Annotated in this window: 16 protein-coding genes; 7 read left to right on the forward strand and 9 right to left on the reverse strand. The window is 69.2% G+C overall.

The window, feature by feature from the left end; all coding sequences use genetic code 11:
• Complete coding sequence (locus tag ACLJRM_RS18040) at window positions 1–759, reverse strand: SDR family oxidoreductase (RefSeq protein WP_410663865.1); 759 nt, start codon at window positions 757–759, stop codon at window positions 1–3.
• A gap of 31 nt (window positions 760–790) precedes the next feature.
• A complete protein-coding gene (locus tag ACLJRM_RS18045; RefSeq protein WP_410663666.1) occupies window positions 791–1,687 on the reverse strand; it encodes an RNA polymerase sigma-70 factor in 897 nt (298 codons plus the stop codon).
• 204 nt (window positions 1,688–1,891) lie between these two features.
• Here ACLJRM_RS18045 and ACLJRM_RS18050 point away from each other — a divergent pair, with 204 nt between their 5' ends.
• On the forward strand, window positions 1,892–4,624 hold the full coding sequence (locus ACLJRM_RS18050) for a M36 family metallopeptidase (RefSeq protein WP_410663667.1): 2,733 nt from the start codon (window positions 1,892–1,894) through the stop codon (window positions 4,622–4,624).
• Window positions 4,625–5,201: 577 nt separating this feature from the next.
• Window positions 5,202–6,617, forward strand: a complete 1,416-nt coding sequence (locus ACLJRM_RS18055) for an MFS transporter (RefSeq protein WP_410663668.1) — start codon at window positions 5,202–5,204, stop codon at window positions 6,615–6,617.
• 64 nt (window positions 6,618–6,681) lie between these two features.
• On the opposite strand, the gene ACLJRM_RS18060 is transcribed toward ACLJRM_RS18055, so the two are convergent.
• A complete protein-coding gene (locus ACLJRM_RS18060; RefSeq protein ID WP_410663669.1) occupies window positions 6,682–10,974 on the reverse strand; it encodes a GH92 family glycosyl hydrolase in 4,293 nt (1,430 codons plus the stop codon).
• A 241-nt stretch (window positions 10,975–11,215) separates the two neighbouring features.
• On the opposite strand from ACLJRM_RS18060, the gene ACLJRM_RS18065 reads away from it, so the two are divergent.
• A complete protein-coding gene (locus ACLJRM_RS18065) occupies window positions 11,216–12,859 on the forward strand; it encodes a tannase/feruloyl esterase family alpha/beta hydrolase (RefSeq protein ID WP_410663670.1) in 1,644 nt (547 codons plus the stop codon).
• Window positions 12,860–13,178: 319 nt separating this feature from the next.
• On the opposite strand, the gene ACLJRM_RS18070 is transcribed toward ACLJRM_RS18065, so the two are convergent.
• The 4 genes from ACLJRM_RS18070 to ACLJRM_RS18085 all read right to left on the reverse strand — a co-directional run bounded on the left by ACLJRM_RS18070 (window position 13,179) and on the right by ACLJRM_RS18085 (window position 20,442).
• A complete protein-coding gene (locus tag ACLJRM_RS18070; protein WP_101607983.1) occupies window positions 13,179–13,841 on the reverse strand; it encodes an ABC transporter ATP-binding protein in 663 nt (220 codons plus the stop codon).
• The gene (locus ACLJRM_RS18075) at window positions 13,841–14,533 is read right to left on the reverse strand and encodes an ABC transporter ATP-binding protein (protein ID WP_101607982.1); all 693 of its coding nucleotides are present in this window, start codon (window positions 14,531–14,533) and stop codon (window positions 13,841–13,843) included. Before ACLJRM_RS18075 ends, ACLJRM_RS18070 begins: the two co-directional genes overlap by 1 nt.
• A complete protein-coding gene (locus ACLJRM_RS18080) occupies window positions 14,526–17,105 on the reverse strand; it encodes an ABC transporter permease (RefSeq protein WP_410663866.1) in 2,580 nt (859 codons plus the stop codon). The genes ACLJRM_RS18075 and ACLJRM_RS18080 overlap by 8 nt, the downstream gene beginning before the upstream one ends.
• Before the next feature lie 148 nt (window positions 17,106–17,253).
• A complete protein-coding gene (locus tag ACLJRM_RS18085; RefSeq protein WP_410663671.1) occupies window positions 17,254–20,442 on the reverse strand; it encodes a BTAD domain-containing putative transcriptional regulator in 3,189 nt (1,062 codons plus the stop codon).
• 95 nt (window positions 20,443–20,537) lie between these two features.
• On the opposite strand from ACLJRM_RS18085, the gene ACLJRM_RS18090 reads away from it, so the two are divergent.
• Window positions 20,538–21,413 (forward strand): NAD(P)-dependent oxidoreductase, encoded by an 876-nt coding sequence (locus ACLJRM_RS18090; protein ID WP_410663672.1) that lies wholly within the window; start codon window positions 20,538–20,540, stop codon window positions 21,411–21,413.
• A 10-nt stretch (window positions 21,414–21,423) separates the two neighbouring features.
• Entirely contained in the window at window positions 21,424–22,278 is an 855-nt protein-coding gene (locus tag ACLJRM_RS18095) for an NAD(P)-dependent oxidoreductase (RefSeq protein ID WP_101607979.1), read from the forward strand.
• Window positions 22,279–22,336: 58 nt separating this feature from the next.
• Here the strand turns inward: ACLJRM_RS18095 and ACLJRM_RS18100 are convergent, their stop codons facing one another.
• Window positions 22,337–23,209: a LysR family transcriptional regulator gene (locus tag ACLJRM_RS18100; protein ID WP_410601205.1), complete on the reverse strand. Its 873-nt coding sequence runs from the start codon at window positions 23,207–23,209 to the stop codon at window positions 22,337–22,339.
• A 79-nt stretch (window positions 23,210–23,288) separates the two neighbouring features.
• Between ACLJRM_RS18100 and ACLJRM_RS18105 the strand changes: the two genes are divergently transcribed.
• Window positions 23,289–24,191, forward strand: a complete 903-nt coding sequence (locus tag ACLJRM_RS18105; RefSeq protein ID WP_410663673.1) for an EamA family transporter — start codon at window positions 23,289–23,291, stop codon at window positions 24,189–24,191.
• Window positions 24,188–24,808: an NAD(P)-dependent oxidoreductase gene (locus ACLJRM_RS18110; protein ID WP_101607977.1), complete on the forward strand. Its 621-nt coding sequence runs from the start codon at window positions 24,188–24,190 to the stop codon at window positions 24,806–24,808. The genes ACLJRM_RS18105 and ACLJRM_RS18110 overlap by 4 nt, the downstream gene beginning before the upstream one ends.
• Here ACLJRM_RS18110 and ACLJRM_RS18115 read toward each other — a convergent pair.
• The gene (locus tag ACLJRM_RS18115) at window positions 24,792–25,040 is read right to left on the reverse strand and encodes a hypothetical protein (RefSeq protein ID WP_101607976.1); all 249 of its coding nucleotides are present in this window, start codon (window positions 25,038–25,040) and stop codon (window positions 24,792–24,794) included. The two genes, ACLJRM_RS18110 and ACLJRM_RS18115, sit on opposite strands and share 17 nt — an antisense overlap.
• Window positions 25,041–25,089: the final 49 nt, after the last annotated feature.

The raw sequence follows: 25,089 nt of genomic DNA on the forward strand, positions 1-25,089 counted from the left end.
CTAACCGCGGGAAGAGAGGAACTCCTCGAAGGTGCCCACTCCGGTCGCGTTCTCCGGCGTCAGGTTCCCGCCCGCCCGAAACGCCCGGAACGCCTTGCCGGGCAGCCACAGCGGCACGATCGGTTTCCGGCGCCCCACCGACCGCTGGTGGGCCTCCGCCAGGTCACGGGCGGTCCGCACCTCGGGGCCACCCAGATCCGGTACCCGCCCGGCCGGCTCGCCGGAGGCCAACGCGACCAGCCGGTCCGCGACGTCACCGGTGCTGACCGGCTGGAACCGGAAGCCGGACGGCATGAACGTCACCGGCAGCCGCCGCTGCACCGCCGACGCCCGCGCGACGAGGTCGTGGAACTGGGTCGCGCGCAACACCGTCCACGGCAGACCGGACTCCTCGATCACCTTCTCCGAGGCCAGCTTCTCGTCGTAGTAGAAGAACCGGATCACGTCGATGCCGACGATCGAGATGTACACCAGATGCGGCCCGCCCGCCCGCCGCGCGGCCTCGGCCAGGTTCCGCGTCACCTGCTCGTCCCCGCGCCCCAAGGTCGACGCGCAATGGATGATCACCGACACACCGGCGACGGCCTCGGCGAGACCGTCACCGGTCCGCAGATCACACCGCGCCCACTCGTGGGACTCGCCGGAAGGGCGCGGCCGTCGGCTCATCACCCGGACCGGCAGTCCCTCGGCGGACAGCCGCCGCACCACCTCACGGCCGAGATCGCCGGTACCGCCGGTCACCAGGATCGGTTTCGTCACCATGGTCCTCCGTTCACGAGAGCTTCCACCCTCAAGAACCGGCGGGCCACCCGGAACGTGACAGCTGCCGCGAGGCGAACGCGAGTTTGTCCGGATTCGCGACCGCGCGGAGCCCGGAGATCCGGCCGTCCACGACCTCGAACCCGAGGATGCCGTACAGCGCATCGCCGACCGTCGCGATGACCGCCGGCCCGCCGTTGACCTCGCCGATCTCGATCGACACCTGCGTGGCTCTCGCGAACATCCCGGCGTACAGACGCGCGACCTTCGCGGCGCCGTGCACCGGACGCCGACCCGCGGAGGCCTTGCCGCCACCGTCCGACCACGCCGTGACCTCGGCGGTGAGCAGACTCTCCAGGGCAGGCAGGTCACCGTCCCGTGCCGCCGACAGGAAGCTCTCGACGAGCTTCTCCAGCTGCGACGGGTCCGAAACCCGTCGCTCGTCGGGTCGGGCGAGATCCCGCCGGGCCCGGCTGTGCAACTGGCGCGAGTTGACCTCGGAGACGTCGAGGATCGCGGCGATCTCGCGATGGCTGTAGGCGAAGGCCTCCTTCAACACGAACACCGCCCGCTCGACCGGGCTGAGCTGTTCCAGCAGCACCAGCATCGCCAGCGACACCGAATCCCGCTGTTCCGCCGTCTCCAGCGGACCGAGCGTGTCGTCCGAGGTCAGGACCGGTTCGGGCAGCCACGGCCCGACATACCGCTCGCGCTGGACCCTGGCCGAGGTCAGCCGGTTCAGGCAGAGATTGGTGACCACCTTCGCCAGCCACGCCCGCGGCGACTCGATCGACCCGCGTTCGGCGCCCGCCCACTTCAGGTAGGCGTCCTGGACGGCGTCTTCCGCCTCCGCGGCCGAACCGAGGAGGCGGTACGCGAGCCCGAACATGACGGGACGCAGTTCCTCGAATTCCGTCGCGCCGTCCATTGTCTCCTACGAATCCCGCTCTTTCCACTGTGGACGGTCCGGGGCCGGGGGTACCGCTCACCGGGATGGCCGTACCTGATCGGCGCTGACGTCCACTGTGACTGTATCGGTACGAAGGGAACGTCTGCGTCACCACCGAGAGAGGGGTCTGGAGTGACGTCACGTTCGTCACGTTCGCGTGCCTCGTTGTGCGCTGCGACCGCAATGACAGTGTTAGCGCTGATCACAGCGCCCCAAGCCGGCGCGGCACCGGCACCGGGCGCCGTACACACCACACCGGACAGATCCGGAAAGGACATCGACGTCAGAGACACGGCGAGAACCAGCCCGCGCGTCCTCGGCGCGCAGGACCGGCTCGCGGCGTCCCGGGCGAACTCCGTCGCGAAGGCGCGCGCGGAGCTGGGCAACCAGGCCGTGCTCGACTTCGACGAACTCACCGGCACCCCCCGCGTCCTCGCCCGCACCGACGGCTTCCTCACCGGCCCGAGCGGTAAAGCGCCCCGCGACATCGTGCTCGACTATCTGCGCGCGCAGCAAGGACTCGTCGGCCTCAGCGCCGGCGACACCGCGAAACTGAGCCTGCGCAAGGATTACGTCGACGTCGAAGGCACGCATCACCTGTCCTTCACCCAGGCCGTCGGCGGGATTCCGTTGTTCGGCAACGGTTTGAAGGCACACGTCACCAAGGACGGCAGGCTGATCCAGCTGGACGGCGCGCCCGTGCGCGACCTTCCCGCCTCGCTGGGCACGGCCGCGCTCGCGGCTCCCGGCCCGGACTCGAAGCAGGTCGCGTTCCTCACCGCCGACGGGATCCGTCTCGCCTGGTACACGCTGGCCAAACCCGCCGTGGACAAGATGTTCCAGGAGGTGACCGACGCCGCGACCGGGAAGCTGCTCTACCGCAAGAACCTGGTGAACCACGCCAACGACGCCGACGGCGCCAAGGGACTCGCCTGGGAAGCCCAGCCGGGCCCGCAGAAACAGGTCAACCTGACGCAGAAGGGCTGGCTGCCCGCCGACGCGAAGACCTTGGACGGCAACGTCGCGCACGTCGCCGCCGACATCAACGGCGACCTGAAGTTCCAGCCCCAGGAAGAGGTCGGGCCGAACACCGACGGCACCTACCGGTACAAGTTCACCGACTTCAACGCCGCCGTCGGACCGCCCTGCTCGGCTGCCAGGCCGTGCTCCTGGGACCCGAAGACGCCGGGCTCGTGGGCGAAGAACCGCGAACAGAACGCCGTGCAGGCCCTGGCCTACGTCGGCAGCTTCCACGACCACCTCGCCTCCTTCCCGATCGGCTTCACCCGCCAGGCGGGCAACTTCGAGAAGGTCGACGGCGACGCCGTCCAGGTCCACACCCTGCTCGGCGCCCAGGAACCGGGCTACTACGACAACGCGTTCATGGGCACCCCGCCCGACGGCCAGGCACCGACCATGGGGATGTTCCTGTTCCACGACCCCAGGGACCCCACCGACCCGTTCCTCGCGGCGAACTCCGCGGACGACGCCACGATCATCCACCACGAGTACACCCACGGGCTGTCGAACCGGCTCGTCGTCGACGCGCAGGGAAACTCCACTCTGAACTCCCTGCAGTCCGGCGCGATGGGGGAGGCGTGGAGCGACTGGTACGCCTTCGACTACCTCGTCGGCCGCAACGCGATCAAGGACACCCCGGCTCCCGGTGAGCTCCTCGGCGGCGACTACGTCAGCGACGGGAAACCCCTCGCCCGCACCCAGCCGCTGGACTGCCCGGTCGGCGCGGGCGCGCCGCAGTGTCCCGGAACGCCCGGAGCGGGCCCCGGTGGCTACACCTACGGCGACCTCGGCCGGATCCTCGGTTTCCCGGAGGTGCACGCCGACGGCGAGATCTGGGCGAGCACGCTGTGGGACGTCCGCTCGGCACTCGGCGTCCAGCTCGCGCGGGCGCTGGTCACCCGCGCGATGGAGCTTTCGCCCGCGTCGCCGTCGTTCCTGGACATGCGGAACGCGATCCTGCAGGCCGACACGGTGATCAACGGCGGCCGCGCGCACGCCAAGCTGTGGAAAGCCTTCGCCGCCCGCGGCATGGGCTACTTCGCCGCGTCGATCACCGGCGCCGACACCGAACCGGCCGAGGACTTCTCCACGCCGCCTCCCGCGGGCACCCCGACCGGGACGGTGACCGGCAAGGTCACCAACCGTGAAGGCGGCGCCCCGATCGCGGGCGTCGCGGTCCGGTTCAGCGGCCACGATTCCGGTTTCGGCGGCTCGCTGTCCGCGGTCACCGACGCCGGCGGCACCTACACGATCCCCGGTGTGCTGCCGGGCACCTATCCGAAGGTATATGCCTCCGGTGGCGGCGCGGACAGTGAGACCCGCGCGGTGTCGGTGCGCTCGGGTACCACCAAGGTCGACTGGTCGCTGCGCCTCAACTGGGCCTCCGGCACCGCGGGGGCCACGGTCGCCGGATTCAACGGCGTCGACTTCACCCAGTACGGCTGCGGTCCCGGCGATCTGCTGGCGTCTTCGGTGCTCGGCGGCGGTGGCTGGTCGACCGACAAGGTGGTCCGCCCCGACGGCACGATCGAGAGCAGGTTCATCACGATCAAGCTGGGCAAACCGGTCAACGTCAGCGCCATCGAGATCGACCCGGCCAACCACTGCGGCGACGATCCGCCCGCCGCGGCCAAGGACGTCACGGTCGAGACCTCGGTGGACGGCACGACCTGGGTGAAGGCGGGCACCGGCGACTTCAAGCCCGCCGACCTGAACAAGCTCAGCGCGCTCCAGCTCGCGCCGGGCAGCGGGACCGGGGTGCTGTTCGTGCGGCTCACCGTTTCGTCCAACCAGCTGTCGTTCTACCCGGGCAACGTCTGCTCGCCGCAGCCGTCCACGGCCGGGTGTCTGTACATGGACGTGCAGAAACTCGCGGTGCGGGGCGCTCCTGCCTGATCCGCTGTGCGTGGGCTCGTGAGTGGTAGTGACGGTTCTCTTTGAGGAGAAGGGCAAACATGTCGTGTTCGCGGGCGGGTCGCGCCGAGCCTTCAGCGTCGCGGATGTGACCGGCCGACGAGAGCTGGCCACATCCTGACTGTCCACAAAGGACAATTTCGGGTGGGCAAATGTCCGATTGATGCCCATGTGCACGCTTTGCAAGGGGGTCGTGAGTGGTAAGCGGGTTCTAACCCTCTTTACCGCTCACGACCCTCTCAAAAACCACGCATCTAGCCATCAAACGAACATTCAGTCGCCTGGGAGTGCCCCTGTGGACGCTCGGGGAACGACTGGCGCCCGCCGACCGGTCCAGAACCACGCCGCGAAGGCCACCTCTCAGCCTTGAAGCCAGCGAAGGGGGCCTTCACCACAGAGGCTCGGTCACGCCACCTTTGACCTACCTCTCAATAACTGTCACTACCACTCACGAGTGTCGTATGATCAAGGCATCGGGGTAGAAACGTGCTCTCCGTTCTGAGCACGCGCATACACGGGTTCGAATGAACCGTCACTCCTTCACCTCGAAGGAGTGTTCATGTTGCGTTCCCCCACCTCCCGCACACCCCGGTCTCTGATCGAAGTGTGGCCCGCGCTGGCCGGGCTCTCGGCCGTGTTCCTGTTCGAGATGCTCGACAACTCGATCCTCAACGTCGCGCTGCCGACCATCGGCCGCGAACTCTCCGCCTCGACGACCACCCTGCAATGGGTGACCGGGGTGTATTCCGTCGTGTTCGGCGGGCTGATGCTGGCGTTCGGCGCGCTGGCCGACCGGGTCGGCAGGCGCAAGATCATGCTGGCCGGGCTCGTTCTGCTCGGCGTGGCGAGCCTGGCCACGATGTTCGTCACCGTCGCGTGGCAGCTCATCGCGGTCCGGGCCGTCATGGGTATCGCGGCGGCGATGACGACACCGGGGTCGCTCGCTCTCGCGTTCCGCCTGTTCGACGAAGACGTGCTGCGCGTCCGCGCGACCACCCTGATCTCGACGGTGGGCCTGGTCGGTCTCGCCATCGGCCCCACCGTCGGCGGACTCGCGCTCGCCGTCGCGCCGTGGCAAGCCCTGCTGGTGGTGAACGTGCCGGTCGCCGCGCTCGCGTTCATCGGCATCCGGACCGGCATCCCCGCCGACGATCCCGCCGAGCTGCACCGCGATCCGATCGACGTCGCGGGCGCCGTGCTGGGGACCGCGACGATCGTCCTCACGCTTCTCGCGCCCACGCTCTTCGTCGAAGCAGGCACCGCCTCGGCTCTGCCCTGGGGCACCGCCGCTGCCGCGCTCATCGCCGGAATCTGCTTCGTCCTTCGCGAGAAGACGGCCCGCTATCCCTTGCTGGACCTGAAGCTCGTCGCCCGGCCCCTGGTGTCCAGCGGACTGGCGCTCAAGGCCGCGGCCGGACTGGCGACCGCCGGGCTGAGCTACCTCGTGACCCTGCACCTGCAGTTCGGCCTGGGCTGGGCACCCGCCCAGGCGGCGATCGGGATGCTGCCCCAGGTCGTCGTCCTGATCGCCGGCGGCGCTCTCGTCGGCCCCCTGGTCACCCGCGTCGGCCTCACCAAAGCCGCCTGGCTCAGCGCGGGCGCGGTCGTGTGCGGACTCGCCGTCTACACCGCGTTCGGCGGCTTCGGCTACGTCTGGATCGCCCTCGCGCTCGCCCTCGTCGCGGCGGGGATGCGCGTGGTCGGGGTCGTCGCGGGCACCAACGTGATGCGCGGCCTGCCGCCGAACCGGACCACCATCGGAGCCGCGCTCGTCGACACCGCCAGCGAAGTCACCACCGGGATCGGCATCGCGCTGGGCGGCACCATCCTGGCGCTGGTCTTCCCCGGCGCGCTGACGACGGCACTGCACACGGCAGGCTTCCAGACGGCGACCACCTACGCCGGACTCGCCCTCACCCTGCTGTCCGGCGCCCTCGTCGGTTTCGGCATCCTGCGCGGACGCCGTCCCGAATAGACGTGAAGGCCCCCTTCACAGCGCCAGGCGCAATGAAGGGGGCCTTCACCTACTTACCGGAGGACTACAGCTTCGCGCACTGCCCGGCGGACGGACCGCGGACGGTGTTCTGCAGGTCGTAATCCGTCGGAGCGGGGGAGTTGGCCGCGCACGCCAGAGGTCCGCCGATCGTGCTGGCGGTCAGCACCGGCCCCTTGTTGCCCGTCAACGCCACCGGCCCGCCGATCTCGGTCAGTTCGATCGACACCGGCCCGGTCGACCCGGTGATCGCCACCGGACCGTTCACCTTCGTCCGGTCCAGCACGATCTGCGCCGCACCCGTCGCCGTCAGCGGCCCGGAGATCGACCCGCCGCGGACGATCAGGCTCGCACCCTGCGCCACCGAAACCGGACCGGACACCGTCGCACCGTCCACACAGGTCACCCCGTTGCGCACGGTCAGCGGGCCCTTGTGCGCGGCCGTGATCGTCTGGGTGCACGCCGCGTCGGGCTTGCCGAGCACCTCGAACTCCGACAGCGACGCCTCCCCGCCCGTGGTCGCGGTGACCTCGAGCCGGTAGTACGCGTAGTGCGCCGGGTTCGCGATCTTGAACGCCCTGGTCTGCTGACGCCACGGGAACTTCTGGTCGGTCCGCGCATCCGCGACCGCCCACGTCTTCCCGTCGTAGGAACCCTTCAGCACCCAGCTCTTCGCGTCGCCCGCACCCTTGCCGGAAGTCAGCGTGTAGAACGAACCCGCCTCCTTCGTCGAAGGCACCTGGTACTGGATCGGCGCCTTGACCTTCGCCTCGGTCCGCGACGTGTTGTCGAAGAACGCGGCGTCCCCGCCGGAGACCGGCTTGGTCAGGTCGTGCACCGGCGTCGGCACCGCGTCGCCCTTGGTGATCGACTTCGGCGCGTCGTCCGGGCCGGTACCCCACGACGACGGGTTCGGGCCCATGTCGAAGTCGAGCGTCCCGCCTCCTCCGATCGCGGAATGCGCCAGCGACGTCGAGGACTGGGCCTTGCCGTTCACCTTGAGGCCCTGCACGTAGACGTTCTTCGCGCTGTTCTTCGGCGCGTTGACCACGATCTTCTTGCCGCCGGGCAGGTTCACGGTCGCCTTGGTGAACAGCGGCGACCCGATCGCGTAATCCGAGCTGCCGACCTGCAACGGGTAGAAGCCCAGCATGCCGAACAGCCACCAGGCTGACTGCTCACCGTTGTCCTCGTCACCGCCGTAGCCCTGACCCAGCTCACTGCCGACGTACAACCTCGCCAGCGCCTCGCGGACCTTCGCCTGCGTCTTCGACGGCTGACCCGCGTAGTCGTACATGTAGAGCGTGTGATGCGCGGCCTGGTTGGAATGGGCGTACATGCCCATCCGGACGTCCCGCGCCTCGGTCATCTCGTGGATGATCCCGCCGTAGCTGCCGTACTTCAGGCCGGTCTCCGGGGTGGCGAAGAATTCGTCCAATTTGGACGCCAGCCCCGCCTTGCCGCCGAAGAGGTTCGCCAGGCCCTGGCCGTCCTGCGGAACGGAGAACCGCATGCCGTACGCGTTGGTCTCGGTGTAGTCGATACCCCAGACCTCCGGGTCGAACTGGTCCTTCGCCCGGGTGAACTTGCCCGCCGCGTCACGGCCCTGGAAGAAGCCGACACTCGGGTCGAACACGTTCACGTACTGCGTGGCCCGCTCGGTGAAGTACCCGTAGTTGTCCAGGTACTCCTGCTTGCGCGGATCGGTCGCCGGAGCCTCGTCGTAGAGCTTCTTCGACATGTTCGCGATGGCGTTGTCGTTGACATAGCCTTCGATCGCCCACGAGAACCCGTGGTCGGCGGTGTTCGGCGCGTACCCGAGGAACGTGCCCTCGTCGATGCCCTTCCGGCCGACCGCCCCGTTCGGCGGGGTCACCGTGGCGTTCTTGATCGCGGAGTCGTAGGCCGACTGGACGTCGAAACCCTTGACTCCCTTGAGATACGCGTCCGCGAAAGCAGCGTCCGAACTGGTCCCGGTCATCAGATCCGCGTAGCCGGGGGAGGACCAGCGCGAGATCCAGCCGCCGTCACGGTACTGCTGCACGAAACCGTCGACCAGCTTCCCGGTCGTGTCCGGACTGAGCAGCGAATACGCCGACCACACCGTGCGATAGGTGTCCCAGAAGCCGTTGTTGACGTAGAACTCGCCGTCGACCAGTTTCGCCCCGGTCTGAGTCGGAGTGTCCTGTCCGGTCTTCGGCGACACCGGGCTCGCGTACTTCTTCACCGGCTTCTCGACGGTGCCGACGTTCTCGAAGCCCGAGTTCGGGTACAGGAAGAGCCGGTACAGGTTCGAGTACAGCGTGATCAGCTGGTCTTTCGACGCGCCCTCGACCTCGATGACCTTGAGCTTCTCGTCCCAGGCCTTCGCCGCCGTCTCGCCCACCGACTCGACCGTCGCGTTCGGGGCGAGTTCCTGCGCCAGGTTCTTCTTCGCCTGTTCGACGCTGATCAGCGAGGTCGCGATCCGCATGTTCACCGTCTTGTCGGCGCCCGCGTCGAACTTGAGGTAACCGAGGACGTTGTCCCGCTTCTGGTCACCGGAACCGGTCGACAGCTTCGAACCGGCGGTCACCGGCTTGTCGAAGGTGGCGTAGACGAACATCCGCGACGCGCCCGCGGACAGCCCGCTCTTCACGTCGCTGTAGCCGGTGATGGCCCGGCCCGCGGGGTCGAGGGTCAGCCCGCCGTTGTTGTTGACGTTGTCGAAGATCAGGTTCGAGTCCGCACCGGGGAACTTGAACCGGTACAGCGCCGCGTGATCGGTCGGCGCGACCTCGGTCTTGATCCCGTTCTCGAAATCGACGCCGTAGTAGTGCGCCCGCGCCGTCTCGTTCGAGTGCTTGAACGGCAGCTTCCGCCCTTCACGATCCGGGTTGGGCACGCCGGTGGCGGTCGAGGGCAGGAACTGGAAGGTCTGCCGGTCGGCCATCCACGGGCTCGGCGCGTGGCTCGCGGAGAACGCCTGCAGCGCCGGGAGGTTCTGCTCGTTGTTGCGCGAGTGGTAGGAGTACATCCAGCTCAACGTGCCCGCGTCGGTCGTCGGGATCCAGAAGTTGAACCCGTGCGGCACCGCTGTCGCGGGCATGTTGTTGCCGCGCGAGAACGACCCGTTCGACAACGAACCGCGCGTGGTCAGCACGTTGTCGCTCGGGCGAAGGCTCGCCGGCGGCGTCGGCGTGGCCGAGACCTTGATGTCGTCCAGCCAGCCCTGCAGCGAACCCGGGCCGCTCGCGTTGTCGTAGCCGACCAGGATCCGGTCGACCGTCTTGCCCTTCGCGACCACGCCGATCTGCGAGCGCACCAGGTTCCACTGGTTGGTGTAGAGCACCTTGCTCGCACCCTGGCCCTGCGGCGAAAGCCCGAAACCGTACTGGTCGACCGCGCCGAGCTGGCTCAGGTACGTGCCGTCGGTGAACGCCAGGTCCACCGCGACGTTCGTGCTCGGGTACTTCAGGTCGCCGCGGATGAACTCCGGCTGCACCTTGTAGGACAGCTCCGAGGTCGCCGCCACCGGGATGTCGACGTCGAAGATCTTGTTGTACGACCAGCCGTGCCCCTGCGCCTTGTGGCTGCCGGAGTAGCGGAACGCCCGCGTGCCGGTGAAGCCGACGCGGTTCTTGTTCGTGTAGCCGCCCGTCGGGCCGCTGTCGGCGAAGCTGCGCATGTTCGGCAGGGCAGGCGGCGCCGGGTCCTCGTTGGCCAGCAGCAGCTCCGAGAGCTGCATGATGTCGCCGCCGTTGTTCTTCGTGATGTTCAGCCGGAAGAACTTGTACGCGGCACTCGCCGCGGGCAGGCGGTACTCCTTGGCCTGGAACCGCCCCGAGAACTTCTGGCCGGTCTGCTTGTCCAGATCCGTCCAGGCCTGGCCGTCCGTGGAGCCCTGCAGCGTCCAGTCCTGCGGGTCGCGGTTGTCGAAGTCGTTCGCCGAGGACAGCGCGTACCGCGTGATCGACGTCGGCTCGGACAGCACGACCTGCGCGAAGCCGGTCGGCGTCCAGGCGAGCCACTTGGTGTCGGCCGAGCCGTCGACCAGGTTCGACACCCCCTCGTTCGGGGTGTTCTCGCTGTTGGCGGACGTCTCGGTGACCTTGCCGCGGATGTCACCGGGGATGGTGGTGGCGTTCGCGCCGTCGACGCCGAACGCCTTCGGCTTGCCGGACGGGTCGACGTCGACGGTGTCGCTCCACGTCGGCTGCGGTTCACCCTGTTCGAAAGAGGAGTAGAAGTCCGGCGGAGCCTCTTCGGCCGCGGCGGTGGCCGGGAGGGCTACCAGCCCAGACGCCACGACCGTGGCACTCAAGAGGCTGCAGACCCAAGGTCTGACGCTTCGGGGCATCGTTGCACCAATGCTTTCTCGCGGGGGCATGCTGGGCGCCGCACAGGCGGGGGACCGGGGACGCCAAGAGAGAAGAACTCGGTTGTGACATCGATGTCAAGACACTCGGACAAACCTGGCCCGAACTGGACAACCCGGATGCCCTCGCGAGCGCTTGTGAAACCCGGTGGACAACCTCCGGGGGCCGGGCCAGGGTGAATGAGTCCGACTGAAAGCCGATCCGGGAAACTGGGGTGGGGAAATGCGGCGGTTGTCCATGCTCGGCGTGGCAGCGCTCATCACGGCAGGCTCGATACTCACGGCACCGGCGGCCACCGCCGGCGAAACGACCTTCCGCCCGGTGCGCACCTGCGCCGACCTGGTGCGGACCTACGACGTTCCCGGGGCGGTCACGCACGTCAAGACCGCGACCGTGGTGCCGGCGACGGCGACCGAACCGGAGAACTGCGACGTCCGCGGCTACGTCGAACCGGCGGTGCAATTCCAGCTCCGGCTGCCAACCAAGACCTACGCGGGCCGGTATCTGCAGTTCGGCTGCGGCGGGTTCTGCGGTGTCGTCAGCACCCCGCCGTTCGCCGACTGCGGACTGCCCCACGGCGGCGACGTCGCGGTCGCGGCCACCGACGACGGTCACGTCGGCAAGAGCGAGCTGATCTTCGACGACGGCAAATGGGCCGAGAACAACCAGGCCGCGCGCGACGACTTCGCGTTCCGGGCCCCGCACGTGGTGTCGAAGGCGTCCAAGCGCCTCATTTCGGCGTTCTACGGCGCTCCGCCGAAGAAGTCCTACTTCAGCGGTTGTTCCGACGGCGGCCGCGAAGCGCTCCTGCTCGCGCAGCGCTACCCGCACGACTTCGACGGCATCATCGCCGGCGCACCGGCCGGCTACTGGGGTCCGCTCATCGGCGCCTACCAGACCTGGCTCGCCAAGGTGAACACCGGCGCCGACGGCAAGCCGATCCTGACCGCGGAAAAGCTCCCGGCACTGCACGCCGCCGCACTGTCCTCTTGCGACAAGTCCGACGGACTCGGTGACGGCGCCATCGACGACCCGCGCACCTGCCGCTTCGACCCGGCGACGATCGCCTGCCCGACCGGCACCGACAACGCCGGCTGCCTCACCCCGGCCCAGGTCGAGGCCACCAAGAAGATCTACGCGCCGCCCACCGACGAACGCGGCCGCAAGCTGTACCCGGGCGGCCAGACCGTCGGCTCCGAACTGTCCTGGTACGGCTGGATCATCCCGGCGCCGGAGTTCGGCGGTGTCCCTGCCGCGTACGGACTCGCCGACAACTACCTGAAGTACATGGCCTACCCGATCGGGACACCGCATTCGTCGGTCGACAAGTTCGCCTTCACCTCGCGTGAATTCGACAGGCTGACCCCGGAAGGCATCCGCTCCAACGCGATGTCGACGGACCTGCGTGAGTTCCGGCGCTCCGGCGGCAAACTCGTGATCTGGCACGGCTGGGCGGACCAGGCCATCCCCGCGGCGGGCACCATCGACTACTACCAGCGGCTCACCCGCGCCAACGGCGGTCCCGCCGCGACGCGGGACTGGGCGCGGCTGTTCATGGTCCCCGGCCTGTACCACTGCGCGACCGGCGACAAGCTGACCGAGTACGACCCGCTGAAGGAACTGGTCTCCTGGGTCGAACGCGGCACCGCGCCGGACCGGACGATCGCCACCGGCCGCGACGCCGGCGGCAAGGTCTTCCGCACCCGGCCGGTGTTCCCGTACCCGCTGCAGGCCAAGTACGACGGCACCGGAAGCGTCGACGACGCCGCGAACTTCGTGCCGGTCCCGCCGTCTCGGCCTTCGCAGGACATCGTGAACTGGGCCGGGAACGATCTGTACGGGAAGGCGGGCCCGGTCGCTCCTTAGCGCGTCGGCCATCGGACGTGTTCGCTGTACCCAATGTCGCATTTGAGTCGCTGAGCGTCTCGAATGCGACATTGGGAACAATCGATGCTGAGACCGCGAGACTCGCCATTCGTGTCTCCGGTGTGAGGTGCTACCTGCGGTAGGGGTGTGTGGATTTCTGGTCATCCAACGCACCAAAATCCACACAGTCGGCGTCATAGGACGGACATCACGCGGCCACTGACCCGCACCACGCCCCCGTCCGGCTGCAAGTGCAATGAAGGGGACTTTCATTGCAAATTTTGCAATGAAAGTCCCCTTCATTGCACTTCTGAGCCACTCAGGAAAGCACGCCGTCCAGCAGCCGTACCCGCCGGTCCGCGATCCGGTGCACGTCGTCGTCGTGCGTCGCCACGATGACCGCGGCGCCCTCTTCCGCGCAGCGTCGCAGCAGCCTCAGCACCCGCGGCGTGCTCCCGGCGTCCAGGTGCGCGGTCGGTTCGTCGGTGAGCAGGACCCGAGGCCGCCCGCTGACGGCCCTGGCGAGTGCCACCCGCTGCTGCTGCCCGAAGGAGACCTCGAGGGGATAGCGGTCGCCGAGGTCACCGATCCCGAGTTCCTCCAGCAGTTCCGAAACCCGCGCGTGGATGTCCTTCGCGCTGGGCTTGGGGATGTCGGACCGGAGCCGCAACGGCAGCGCCACGTTCTCCGCGATCGTCAGTTCGTTCGCGAGACCGAGCGCCTGGGGCAGGACGGCGCAGGTGTGCCACGGCGGCGCGCCCGCTATCGGGACGCCGTCCAGCAGGACACTGCCGGAATCCGGCGAGTCGAAGCCGCACAGCAGGGCCAGCAGCGCGCTCTTGCCGGAACCGGACCGCCCGGAAACGGTGACCAGTTCGCCCGGGGCCACCCGCAGTTCGAGCCCGCGCAGGACTTCGACGTCCCCGCTGGGATGGGGGAACCGGCGGCGCAACCCGACGGCCTCGAGGGCGGGTTCCGCCATCACGGCACGACCTCCCGTTCTTCGACAGCTTCGAGGCTGCCTTTGTGCATCCGCGCGACGCGGCTGCCGAGTTCGATGAGCCGGTCGTCGTGCGAAGCGACGATCACGGCGAAATCCTGGTCCGCCAGGTACTTCAGCGTGTCGAGTACCAGGTCGGCCGACCCTTCGTCCAGCTGGGACGTCGGCTCGTCGGCGAGGACGACGGTCGAGCGGCGCGCCAGGGTGCAGCCGAACGCGAGGCGCTGCTGCTGCCCGCCGGACAGCGCGGAGATCTGCCAGGCGCCGGTGCCGCCGAGCCCCAGCTGTTCGAGGATGTCGTCGGGGAGGCATTCCGTTCCGGCCGATTCCGCCGCCGCGCGGAGATTGTCGGCGACGCTCAGGTACGCGAGCAGGTTGTCGGTCGGGTTCTGGAACACCAGGCCGAGGTGGTTGCGCCGCAGCGCTCGCCGGTCGCGATGCCGCAGCGTTGCGGTTTCGGTGCCCTGGAAGGAGATCGTGCCCCGAACGGGCTGCTCGAACAGGCCGAGTGTCCGCAGAAGGGTGGATTTGCCGGAACCTGACGGCCCGGCCAGTACGGTGATCCCGCGTGCGGGGATGTCGATGGTGACGTCGTCGACACCGGTGACGGTGCCCGCGGGCGTCTGGTAGTCGACGCCGATCCCGCGAAGCCGGAAGATCGGTTTCTCAGGCACGAATCAGCTCCGCGGTCCGGGCGGTGCGCACCGAGCGCATCGCGATCCAGCCTGCCAGCGCCACGACGAGCACGCCGACGGCCAGCACGGTCAGGGCCATCGGGGTCGGGTTGGGCAGTGCCGACCGCGGGGCGAGGAAGGTCGCCGGGTCGAAGCGCGGCACCGAAAGCCCCGCGACCGAAATCCCGCAGGCGACGCCGATGACCACAGCGAGCCCGCTGAGCGCGCCCAGTTCCATCAGGTGACTCGCCAGCAGGGCGCGCGGTCGCATCCCCATCCGCAGGACCAGCGCCCCGGCCAGCGCGTTCTGGCGTCGGCGGACTTCGACCGCGACCAGCAGCGACAGCACCGCCACCACGCCGAGCACGGCGCCGAGCAGGGCCATGAACGAGAACGTCCAGGACACGACGTAGAACGGAAGCGCGTCGAGGGCGGAGTCACGGGTGACGCGGTTGACCGCCGTGGCCACTCCCACGGAGACCAGCGCTTCGGTCACCTGCGTCATCGACGAGCCGGACAGCAGGCTCCACTTGGGCACCGCGCGCAATTGCGCGGCGCTGAGCGATTCCCGGGAGATCACGTACCCGGCCTTGGTGCCGATGATCGGGAACATCGGCAGCTCGCCGATCGTCCTGGCGTCCGGGAGACCGGCTCCCAGCCGGGGTTTCTGGGCCGCGTCGTTCCCGGCCCGGATAGCCGGGACACCGGTGCCGGGACCACCCGACAGGCCGCCGAGTAACCGGTCCACCTCGGCACCGTCGAGCGGGCCGAGGGTGGCGGCGCGCCGGAAAGTCTGCGGATCCACGACCAGCACGACGTTGCCCGTGCCGGTGAGCTCGCCGACGATCGTGGTGCTGCCGTTGATCTCGGCGGGCAGCGGGATCTGGCCGGTGCCGATGACGCTTTCGGTGTCCACCCGGGTCTCGGCGCCGACGAAGATCGCCGACTTGGTGTGCAGCGCCTCCTCCTGCCCGCGCGCGATCCCGATCCCGGTCGCCAGGGTGCCGATGGCCAGCGTGCCGATCACGAGGACACCGGTGACCGGCGCGCGAGCGCTGGCGAGCCGCCGGATCGCCAGTTGCAGCGCGGGCCGGGACCACAGCCGCGCGCGGTGCGACGCGAGCAGCGCGAGCCAGGCCAGTCGCGCGGCCAGGAGGCCGACGGTGAGCACGACGAACACCGGATAGGTGAGCGCGAGCGGGTCGACCTGGGGAAGCGGGTTCCCGATCCGGGATCCCTTGCTGTAGTCGACGAGCCGGGTCCAGCCGAGCAGGGCGACGCCGGCGGTGAGCAGTTCCCACGGGAAGATCGCCAGCAGCTTCATGCCCTTGCGGCGTCCGGACTTGACCCGGCCGAGTTCGAACTCCCGATGCGTGCGGAAGGCGATCACCCCGGCCAGCAGCGCGAGCGAAACGAGGAGGATCACGGCCGCGACGAGCGACCCTCTCAGCAGCGCCCCTTCGCCGATTTCCCCTGGCGGTCCGTAAACCCCGAGCAACAGCCGGGCGAGCACCCCGCCTGCCACACCACCGGCCACGATGGGAAGCCCCAGTTCGGCGACCGCGAGCATTCCCAGTGCTCCTGGCGCGCTGCCGCGGGCGGCCAGCAGCCGCAGCTGCGGGTGACGGCGCTGGTGCCACTGCAGCGCGACGGTGCCGATACCGGCGCAGCCGACCAGGATGCTGATGGCCGCGAGCGGCAGGATCGACACCAGGACATTCGATTCGGCCTGGTTGCTGATCTCCACGGAACGCTCGAACGGCACCGAACCGGTGATCGCGTCACCGAGGCCACGGGCACCCAGATCCGCCTTGACGTCGGCGATGAGCGCTTTCGAGCGTTCCAGCAGGTCCTCTGCCTCGCTCACGGTCTTGGGCGGAGCCTCGTAGAACGACAGGTGCAGCGCCTTGATCGCCGGAAGGCCCAGCGTGCGGACGGCGTCGTCGAACGTCTTCCCGTCGGTGGCGAACATGACCGAGTCGAGCGGGTCGTTGGCGAGCCTGCTGACCACCGCGTTCCGTTGCTGCGAGCACCACCAGCGCGGCGCCGGGTCGGCGAGGTCGCGGTACAGCCCGGTGACCGGAGGGAGCTGGGCACCCCGGAAGCTCGGCGTGGTCCCGGCTTTGATCCCTTCCGCCTTGGCCACGACGGTCCCGAGCAGGAGCCCGGCGCCCGCAGACCCGTTCGTCACGTCGAGGTGACCCGGGACCGCCTGGTCCCGGTGGGCGAGGGTGACCTTGTAGTTGGAATCCCCGTTGAACTCGGTGCCGACGAGAACGGTCGTGTAGCGGGAGGTGACCGGCGCGGCGAAACCGTGCGCCGGAGCCTTACTCCGGACCGAGTCGATGATCTGCGGAGCAGCCGCGGCAGGGACGTTGTCCTTGCTGAAGACCGGTCCGTAGTAATCCGGGCAGGCGATGCCGGACTGGTACGCGACCGCCGCACCGCCCGCGGCGGAAGCCTGCAGGACGGCGGCGGTACCGAGGAAACAGGCCAGTAAGGCGGTCACCGCGGCGATGATCAAAGTCAAAGGGCTGGTCAATGCCGCCCGCGGAGCCGCTCGCCACGGCATCGTCACCTTGGGCCCGCCGGGAGCCCCCCACCTCACCCGCATGGATACGCACGCTACCGGTCAGGGAGGCTCGGCGACAGAAAGAAATCACCCTTTGTTGCCGACGTGAAGTAAATCCTTGGTCCATTGTGGTGACGCGGGTGCCCGGCTACTGACTGTCTGTCACGAGTTGATCGATTGAGGCCGCTTCGCCGATCGCGATCTCCTCGGAGAACGCGGTTTCCCCGAGAGCCGCGACGATGACTCCGGTGATCCTGTCGACGTCGCCGCGTTCGGCCTTCGGCAGGGGAGCACCCGCCGATTCCCGGGAGGCCGCGGCGGCACCCAGCAAGCGTGCGGCACGGTGATACGAGCCGGCTCCCGCTTCCGCGCCGGCAAGGCCTTCGAGACCGAGGGCGATCGCGCGAGGATCGCCGCTGGGGCGAGCGACGGCCAGGCCATCCAACTGGAGCTTCTTCGCCTTCACAGCGTCTCCGCGTTGCTCGGCGATGAACCCGAGCTCGGCGAGGATCAGGGTGCTGCCCGCCGCGGACTCCACCCGGCGATGCCAGTCCAAAATGGACAGCAGTCGCCGCTCGGCCTCGTCGAACAGCCCTTCGCGTCGCGCGCCGAGCGCGAGCCCTGTCTCGGCGTAGACCTCGCCCGGGGTGAAGCTGTGTTCGATGGCCAGCGCTCTGGCCCGCTCGTGGAAGTCCTTGGCCTCCTGGAAGTCTCCGGTGAGCAGCGCTGTCCGGCCGAGCCAGGACAGTTTGTAGGCGACCTCCGGCCACAGCTCCAGCTCCTCCGCGCGGCGAAGGCTCTCCCGGTGGACGCGGGCGGCGTGGTCGTAGTCCCCGGCGATCGAGGCCAACATGCCGAGGACGAACGACGCCTGCAGCCAGCCCCAGCGCTCGCCGAGGCCGTCGAAGATCCCGGCGCTCTGGGCGGCCATGCGGCCGCCGCCGGTGAGATCGCCCCCGGCGATCAGGTGTCCCGCCCTGTCGCTCAGCGCGGCCGCGGCACCCCAGTCGTCGCCGACGTCACGGGCGGTTTCCAGCGCGCCGAGCGTGAGCTTCTCCGCGCGGCACAGGTCGCCGATCGTGGACCACGCGTAGCCGAGGAACCACAGTGACCGGGCGCGCGCGACGGGATCGGCGATGCCCCACACGGCTTCCTCCGCCGCACCCTCGGTGCAGGTGCCGTCGAGCACGGCGATGCCGGTACGCCAGCCGAGTGCCTGCGCGTGTTCGTCGCCGGTGGCGCTCTCCGGGACGAGCACGAGGTCCAACGAGCGCCGGGCCTCGGTCAGCCTGCCGCGGAGGAACCAGAACCACGTCGTCGCGTTCACCAGCCGCGATGCGAGCCGGTGTTCGCCTTGTCGCAACAGGGTTTCCAGCGCGCGGCGGGTGTTGGCGCCTTCGGTGTCGAGCCTGTCTAGCCAGCGCCGCTGTTCCTTGCCGCGCAATCCCGCGTCGCCGCGTTCGGCCAGTTCGACGTGGAAACGGGCATGCCGCAGGTACAGGTCGTCGAGTTCGCCCGCCTGCCCGGCGTGTTCCAGTGCGTACGCCGAGACCGACTCCAGCAGCCGGAACCGCGGTTCGCCCGACCTGCCCGGCCTGCTGACCACCAGAGACCGGTCGACGAGCCGGGCCAGCAGGTCCAGGACGTCGGCGGAGGCGATCTCTCCGCCCGCGCAAACCGACTCGGCCGCGTCGAGACCGCAGCCTTCGGCATGGACGGCGAGCCTGCGCAGCACGATCTGTTCGGGCTCGCTCAGCAGACTCCAGCTCCAGTCGATCATCGCGCGGAGGGTCTGCTGACGGCGTGGTCCGCCCCGTCTGCCCGAGGACAGCAGGCCGAACCGGTCGTCGAGGCGGGCGAGGAGTTCGTGCACGCCGAGCGTCCGCACCCGGGTGGCGGCGAGTTCGAGCGCCAGCGGGATCCCGTCGAGCGTGCGGCAGATCCGGGCGACCACGGCCGCGTTCTCCGCGTCGAGCGCGAAACCCGGGGCGGCGGCCGTTGCCCGGGCGGTGAACAGCCGGACGGCACTCGATTCCCGCACGGTGGCGAAATCGGCCTGCTCGGGCAGTTCGAGCGGCGGGACCGCCCAGACGGTCTCCCCTGGCAGCCCGAGCGGCTCCTGGCTGGTCGTGAGCACGCGCAGCCGGGGTGCCGCCGCCAGCAGCCTCTCCACCAGCGCCGCGACCGGTTCGACGACCTGTTCGCAGTTGTCCAGGACGACCAGGATCTCTTTGTCGCGCAACGCATCGGCCAGTGAGCGCGTCAGTGTCTTCGCGGAAGTGGCCTCCTCCCGGACGTCGAGCACGGCCGTCAGGACGACGGCGACCAGGTCTTCCGGCGGGCAGGTGGGGCACTCGACGTTGTCCAGGCCCGCCAGTTCGACCAGCCAGGTGCCGTCGGCCATCGCCAGTTTCGACGCGGCCTCGATCGCGAGCCTGGTCTTGCCCACCCCGCCCGGACCGGTGAGGGTGACCAGCCGTGAGTCGGTGACGAGCGCTCCGACCTCCTTGACCGCCGTCGTGCGGCCGACCAGTTCGGTCAGCGCCTCCGGCAGGTTCCCCCGCACCGGTGCGGTGGCACGGACGGGTTCGAGATCGGGGCTCCGGGTGAGGATGGCCTGGTGCAGGGCCGCGAGCTCCGGCCCCGGTTCGAGGCCGGACTCGTCACGCAGACGGGTGCGCAGCTCGGCGTAGGTTTCGAGCGCCTCACTGTGCCGCCCGGCCGCGTACAACGCGCGCATCAGCAGGCCTCGGAGCCGCTCCCGCAACGGATGCCGTGAAACCAGACCGGCCAGCTCCCCGGTGAGGACCCCATGCTCGCCGAGAGCCAGCCGGGCTTCGGCTCGCTCCTCCTCGGCGAGCAGCCGTTCCTCCTCCAGTCGCTGTGCCGCGGCCACGGCGAAGGTCTCGTCCTCGAACCCGGCATACGCCGGCCCGCGCCACAACGCCAGCGCGTCCGCCAGCAGTGCGGCCCTGGCACGTGGATCGACGGCCTCACGAGCACGGGCGGTGAGCGTGCGGAACCGGTGGACGTCCAGGTCACCGGGTTCGACGGCGAGGACGTATCCGGCGGGGTGATGCGTCACGATCTCCCGGGCACCCGGCTCGGCTTTGCCGAGGGTGCGGCGCAGCTGGGAGACCTTGGTCTGCAGGGTGTTGCCGGGGTTGCCCGGCGGATGCTCACCCCAGAGATCGTCGGTCAGCGACGACACCGACGCCGCCCTGCCCTCCCTGCTCAGCAGTCCGGCGAGCAGGAGGCGGACCTTCGCCTCGGGCACGACGACGGGCTCGCCGGCGGTCGTCCACACAGCGAGCGGTCCCAGCACTCCGAAACGCACGAAACCGACGTTAGCGCGGACCACCGACAATCTCGTGCGGGCGGCCGTGCGCGAACCCGCAGTGATCCGTGCGCGGGCGGCGTCACGGTGGTCCCATGACCGAACACGGCAAGACCCCGGTGACGGTACTGGGGCTGGGCGCGATGGGAACCGCGCTCGTAGAGGCACTGCTGGCCGCAGGGCATCCGGTCACCGCGTGGAACCGGACCGCGAGCCGCGCCGAGGGCGTGGCGGCGAAGGGAGCCACTGTCGCTTCGACGGTGTCCGAGGCTCTCGCGGCGAACAAGATCGTGATCGCCTGCCTGCTCGACTACGACTCGGTGCACGAGGTCCTGGACCCGGTCGCGGCCGGGCTCGAAGGACGGCAGCTGATCAACCTGACCAACGGCACCCCCGGCCAGGCACGCGAGATGAGCGCGTGGGCCGGGGAACTGGGCGCGGACTACCTGGACGGCGGGATCATGGCCGTCCCGCCGATGATCGGCTCGCCCGCGGCGTTCATCTTCTACAGCGGATCGGGCACCGTCTTCGGCCGGGCCCGCACCGCGCTCGACACCTTCGGCGGCACCAACTACCTCGGGGCCGATCCCGGATTGGCGCCCCTGTACGACATCGCACTGCTCAGCGGGATGTACGGGCACTTCATCGGTGTCATCCAGGCCTTCGCCCTCGTCGGCTCCACCGGAGCCAAAGCGAGGGAGTTCGCTCCGCTGCTTCGCGGCTGGATGGACGCGATGAGCGGCTTCCTGGAGCGCGCGGCCGAGCAGATCGACGACGGCGACTACGTGACCGGCGTCGTGTCGAACCTCGCGATGCAGGCCGCGGCCTTCCCGAACCTGGCGAAGGCCGCCGAAGAACAGGGTGTCAGCGCCGAGTTGCTCGCGCCGCTTCAGCCCTTGATGGACAAGCGGGTCGCGGCCGGGCACGGCGCCGAAGACCTGATCGGCATCATCGAACTCCTGAAAAAGTAAGGAAAGAACAATGATCACACTGATCGGGCTCGGCCCGATGGGACAGGCCATGGTCCGGGTATTCCTGGAGAACGGCCACGGAGTGACCGTCTGGAACCGCACCGCCGCCCGCGCGGACGGCGTCGTCGCCGCGGGTGCGGTGCGTGCCGAGACACCGGCGGACGCGGTGTCGGCATCGGAGCTGGTGCTGCTGAGCCTCACCGACTACGCGGCGATGTACGACATCCTCGGCAAGGCGGAGGAAGCGTTGGCGGGCAAGGTGATCGTCAACCTCAGCTCGGACACCCCGGAGAAGACCCGCGAAGCCGCGGAGTGGGTCGAGGCCCGTGGCGGGCGGTTCCTCGCGGGTGGCCTGATGGTCCCGGCGCCGTTGGTGGGCAAGGAGGAGGCCTACGTCTTCTACAGCGGCCCGGCCGAGGTGTTCGAGAAGTACCGCGAGACCCTGGCGCTCATCGGGCGAGCGGACTTCCTCGGCGAGGACGTCCGGCTGGCGCAGCTGTTCTACCAGGCACAGCTGGACATCTTCCTGAACTCGCTCTCGGTGTTCATGCACGCGAGCGCGCTGGTGCGTTCGGCCGGGACGTCCGTGGAGAAGTTCGTCCCGTACGCCAAGGACCTGTTCGCGACGATGGACTTCTACCTGGACGCCGCGGCCGAGCAGATCGAGAAGGGCGACCACCCCGGCGACGAGGCCGACGTGACCATGATGGGCGCGACCGCCGATCACATCGTGCAGGCGAGCCGGGACGCGGGAATCGACGTGCTCCTGCCGGAGGCGGTCAAGTCGCACTACGACCGGGCGATCGCCGCGGGACACGGGCGCAGCTCGTGGACCAGCCTGTTCGAGGTCATCAAGGAAGGCTGACCCGGCTGATGGTCCGTGAAGGACTCCTTCCCTACTTTCAGGGTAGGGAAGGAGTCCTTCACGGACCGACGCCCAGCACTTCCAGGAACGCCTTCGCCGCCGGAGTGACCGTGAAGCGGTTCCAGACCAGATGCTCGATCCGCGCGGGCGCGTCCGTCACCGGCACGGTGACCACACCGCTCAGGTTCGGCACGTACTTCGACGGCAGCAACGCCACTCCCAGCCCTTGATGGATGAGCCGCGCCATGAAGTCGGCGGCCGTCACCTCGAAGGCCACCTCACGGGTCACTCCGGCCGCGGCGAACGCCTGATCCGTCTGGGCCCGCCCCGCCGATCCGGCGGGGAAGTCGGCGAACACTTCGGACGAGAGCCGCTTCAAGTCCACTTCGGACTCGTCGGCGAGCGGATGACCGGGTGCCACCACGGCGACCAGGTCGTCACGCCCCAGTTCGCAGGTACCCACGCCCTCCGGCCGGTCCGACACCGGAAGCCCGAGGAACGCGACCTCGATCGCGCCGTCCTTGATCTGCTGCACCAGGTGCCCGCTCGCGCCGACCCGCAGTCCGATCCGGACATGCGGATACCGCCGGTGGAACGTCTGCAGCGCGGCGGGGACGTCGAGCGCCGCGACGGTCGGGATGACGCCGACGGTCAGCCGTCCGCGAATCTCGCCGACCGCGGCGGCCACCTCCGAACCCGCCCTCTCGGCGGCTTCGAGACATTGACGGGCGGCAGGCAGGAACGCCTCACCCGCGGCCGTGAGCCGGACCCTGCGGCTCGTGCGCTCGAACAGCCGAGCGCCGAGTTCCCGTTCGAGCCGCGCGATCTGGTGACTCAACGCCGACTGCACGACGAGGCATCGTTCCGCGGCGCGAGTGAAGCTGTTCGTCTCCGCCACCGCCACGACGTACCGCATCTGCTGAAGCTCCATGGATCTATCTTGAATCAAGATTGATCAGGTGACAAACATGTGTTGGACTCATTGATCGGCAGCGTCGAAGCTGAGAAGCGTGAAAACGCTGACGACCACACCGCGCACCGCCGGGCTCACCGGCACCGCGCTGACCGCCTTCGCCCCGATGGTCTGGGGTACGACCTATGTCGTCACCACCGAACTGCTCCCGCCGGGACATCCGCTGTTCGCCGGGCTCATGCGCGCCCTCCCCGCGGGCCTGATCGCGCTGGCCATCACCCGCACCCTCCCGCGTGGCGGCTGGTGGCTGAAGGCCGCCGTCCTCGGCGTCCTCAACATCGGGATGTTCTTCCCCCTGCTTTTCGTCGCCGCGGAACGGCTGCCCGGAGGAGTCGCGGCCACCCTCGGCGCCGCCCAGCCGCTCCTCGTCGCGATCCTCGCCGTGGCCGTGCTGCGGCAGAGCCCGTCCGCGTGGCGGTTCGCCTGGGGAATCGTCGGGATGGTGGGCGTCGGGCTGGTCGTGATCGGACCGGCGGCCGGTTTCGACGTCATCGGGGTCCTCGCCGGACTCGGCGGCGCCGCGACCATGGCGCTCGGCGTCACCCTCACCAAACGGTGGGGACGTCCGGCGGACGTCGGACCGACGGCGTTCGCCTCCTGGCAGCTCACCGCTGGCGGACTGTTCCTGGTGCCGGTGACCTTCCTGTTCGAAGGCGCGCCGCCCGCCATCGACCTGAACGCGGCCCTCGGCTACCTCTGGCTCGGGCTGATCGGCGGTCTGCTCGCGTACGTCCTGTGGTTCCGCGGCATCACGTCCCTGCCGGTCACCTCGGTCGCCGTCCTCGGCCTGCTCTCGCCGATGGTCGCCGCGCTGCTCGGCGCCGCGCTGCTCGGCCAGTCGCTCGGCTTCGTCCAGCTCGTCGGTTTCGCACTCGCCCTGGCCTCGATCGTCGCGGGCCAGATCACCCCGAAGACCAAGCAGGAAGGCATCGTCCGATGAAGATCGCCGTTGTCGGAGCGTCGGGCATGACCGGCTCCCGTGTCGTCACCGAGGCCGTCGCCCGCGGGCACCACGTCACCGCCGTCTTCCGCGGTGACCCGGCTGAACCCCCGCACCCGGGCGTCGACGTCGTGCGAGGCGACGCCACCGACGTCGACCACATGACCGCGGTCCTCGCCGGAGCCGACGCCATCGTGGGCGCCACGAGACCCGCGCCCGGCGCGGAAGACACCGTCGCCGCCACCATCACGGCCTTGCTCGACGCCGCGGCGGGTACGCGTGTCCTGGTCGTCGGCGGTGCCGGACCGCTGCGCTCGCCTTCCGGCGGTCTCGTCATCGACGACCCGGCGTTCGTGCCGGTGGCCTGGCGGACCATCGCCTCGGCGAGCACGACGCAGCTCCAAGCCTGCGAAGCGCACGCGGGGGACTGGGTGTACCTCAGCCCGCCCGCGATGCTGGAGCCCGGGATCCGGACCGGGGGCTACCGGCGTGGAGCGACCACCATCCTCACCGCGGCTGACGGCTCGTCCCGGATCTCGGCGGAGGATTTCGCCATCGCGATCGTGGACGAACTCGAGAATCCGGGCCAGGACCGGCATTTCACCGTCGGATATTGAACCGGCTGAGCATCTCGGGTGGGTCACCGGGCGACGGCGTCTCCGGACTGCGTTCCGCCTCGATCTGGATCTCGATGTTGGTCTTGTGCGCTATCGGATCCCAGATCTCCTCGATCGGCGCCAGCAGGGACTGGCTCACGCCGCATCGGCGGGCACGCACGGCGTACCACGCGAACCCGGCCAGGAAGAGCGGGAGGCTGAGGAACGCGGCCACGGGTGCCAGGAACTCCATGCACCGGACGATACAGTAACGTCGTGTTTCTAGAAATGTACTGTTACTG

Source organism: Amycolatopsis sp. lyj-84 (assembly GCF_046549075.1).
In the GTDB taxonomy this organism is placed as follows: Bacteria; Actinomycetota; Actinomycetes; order Mycobacteriales; family Pseudonocardiaceae; genus Amycolatopsis.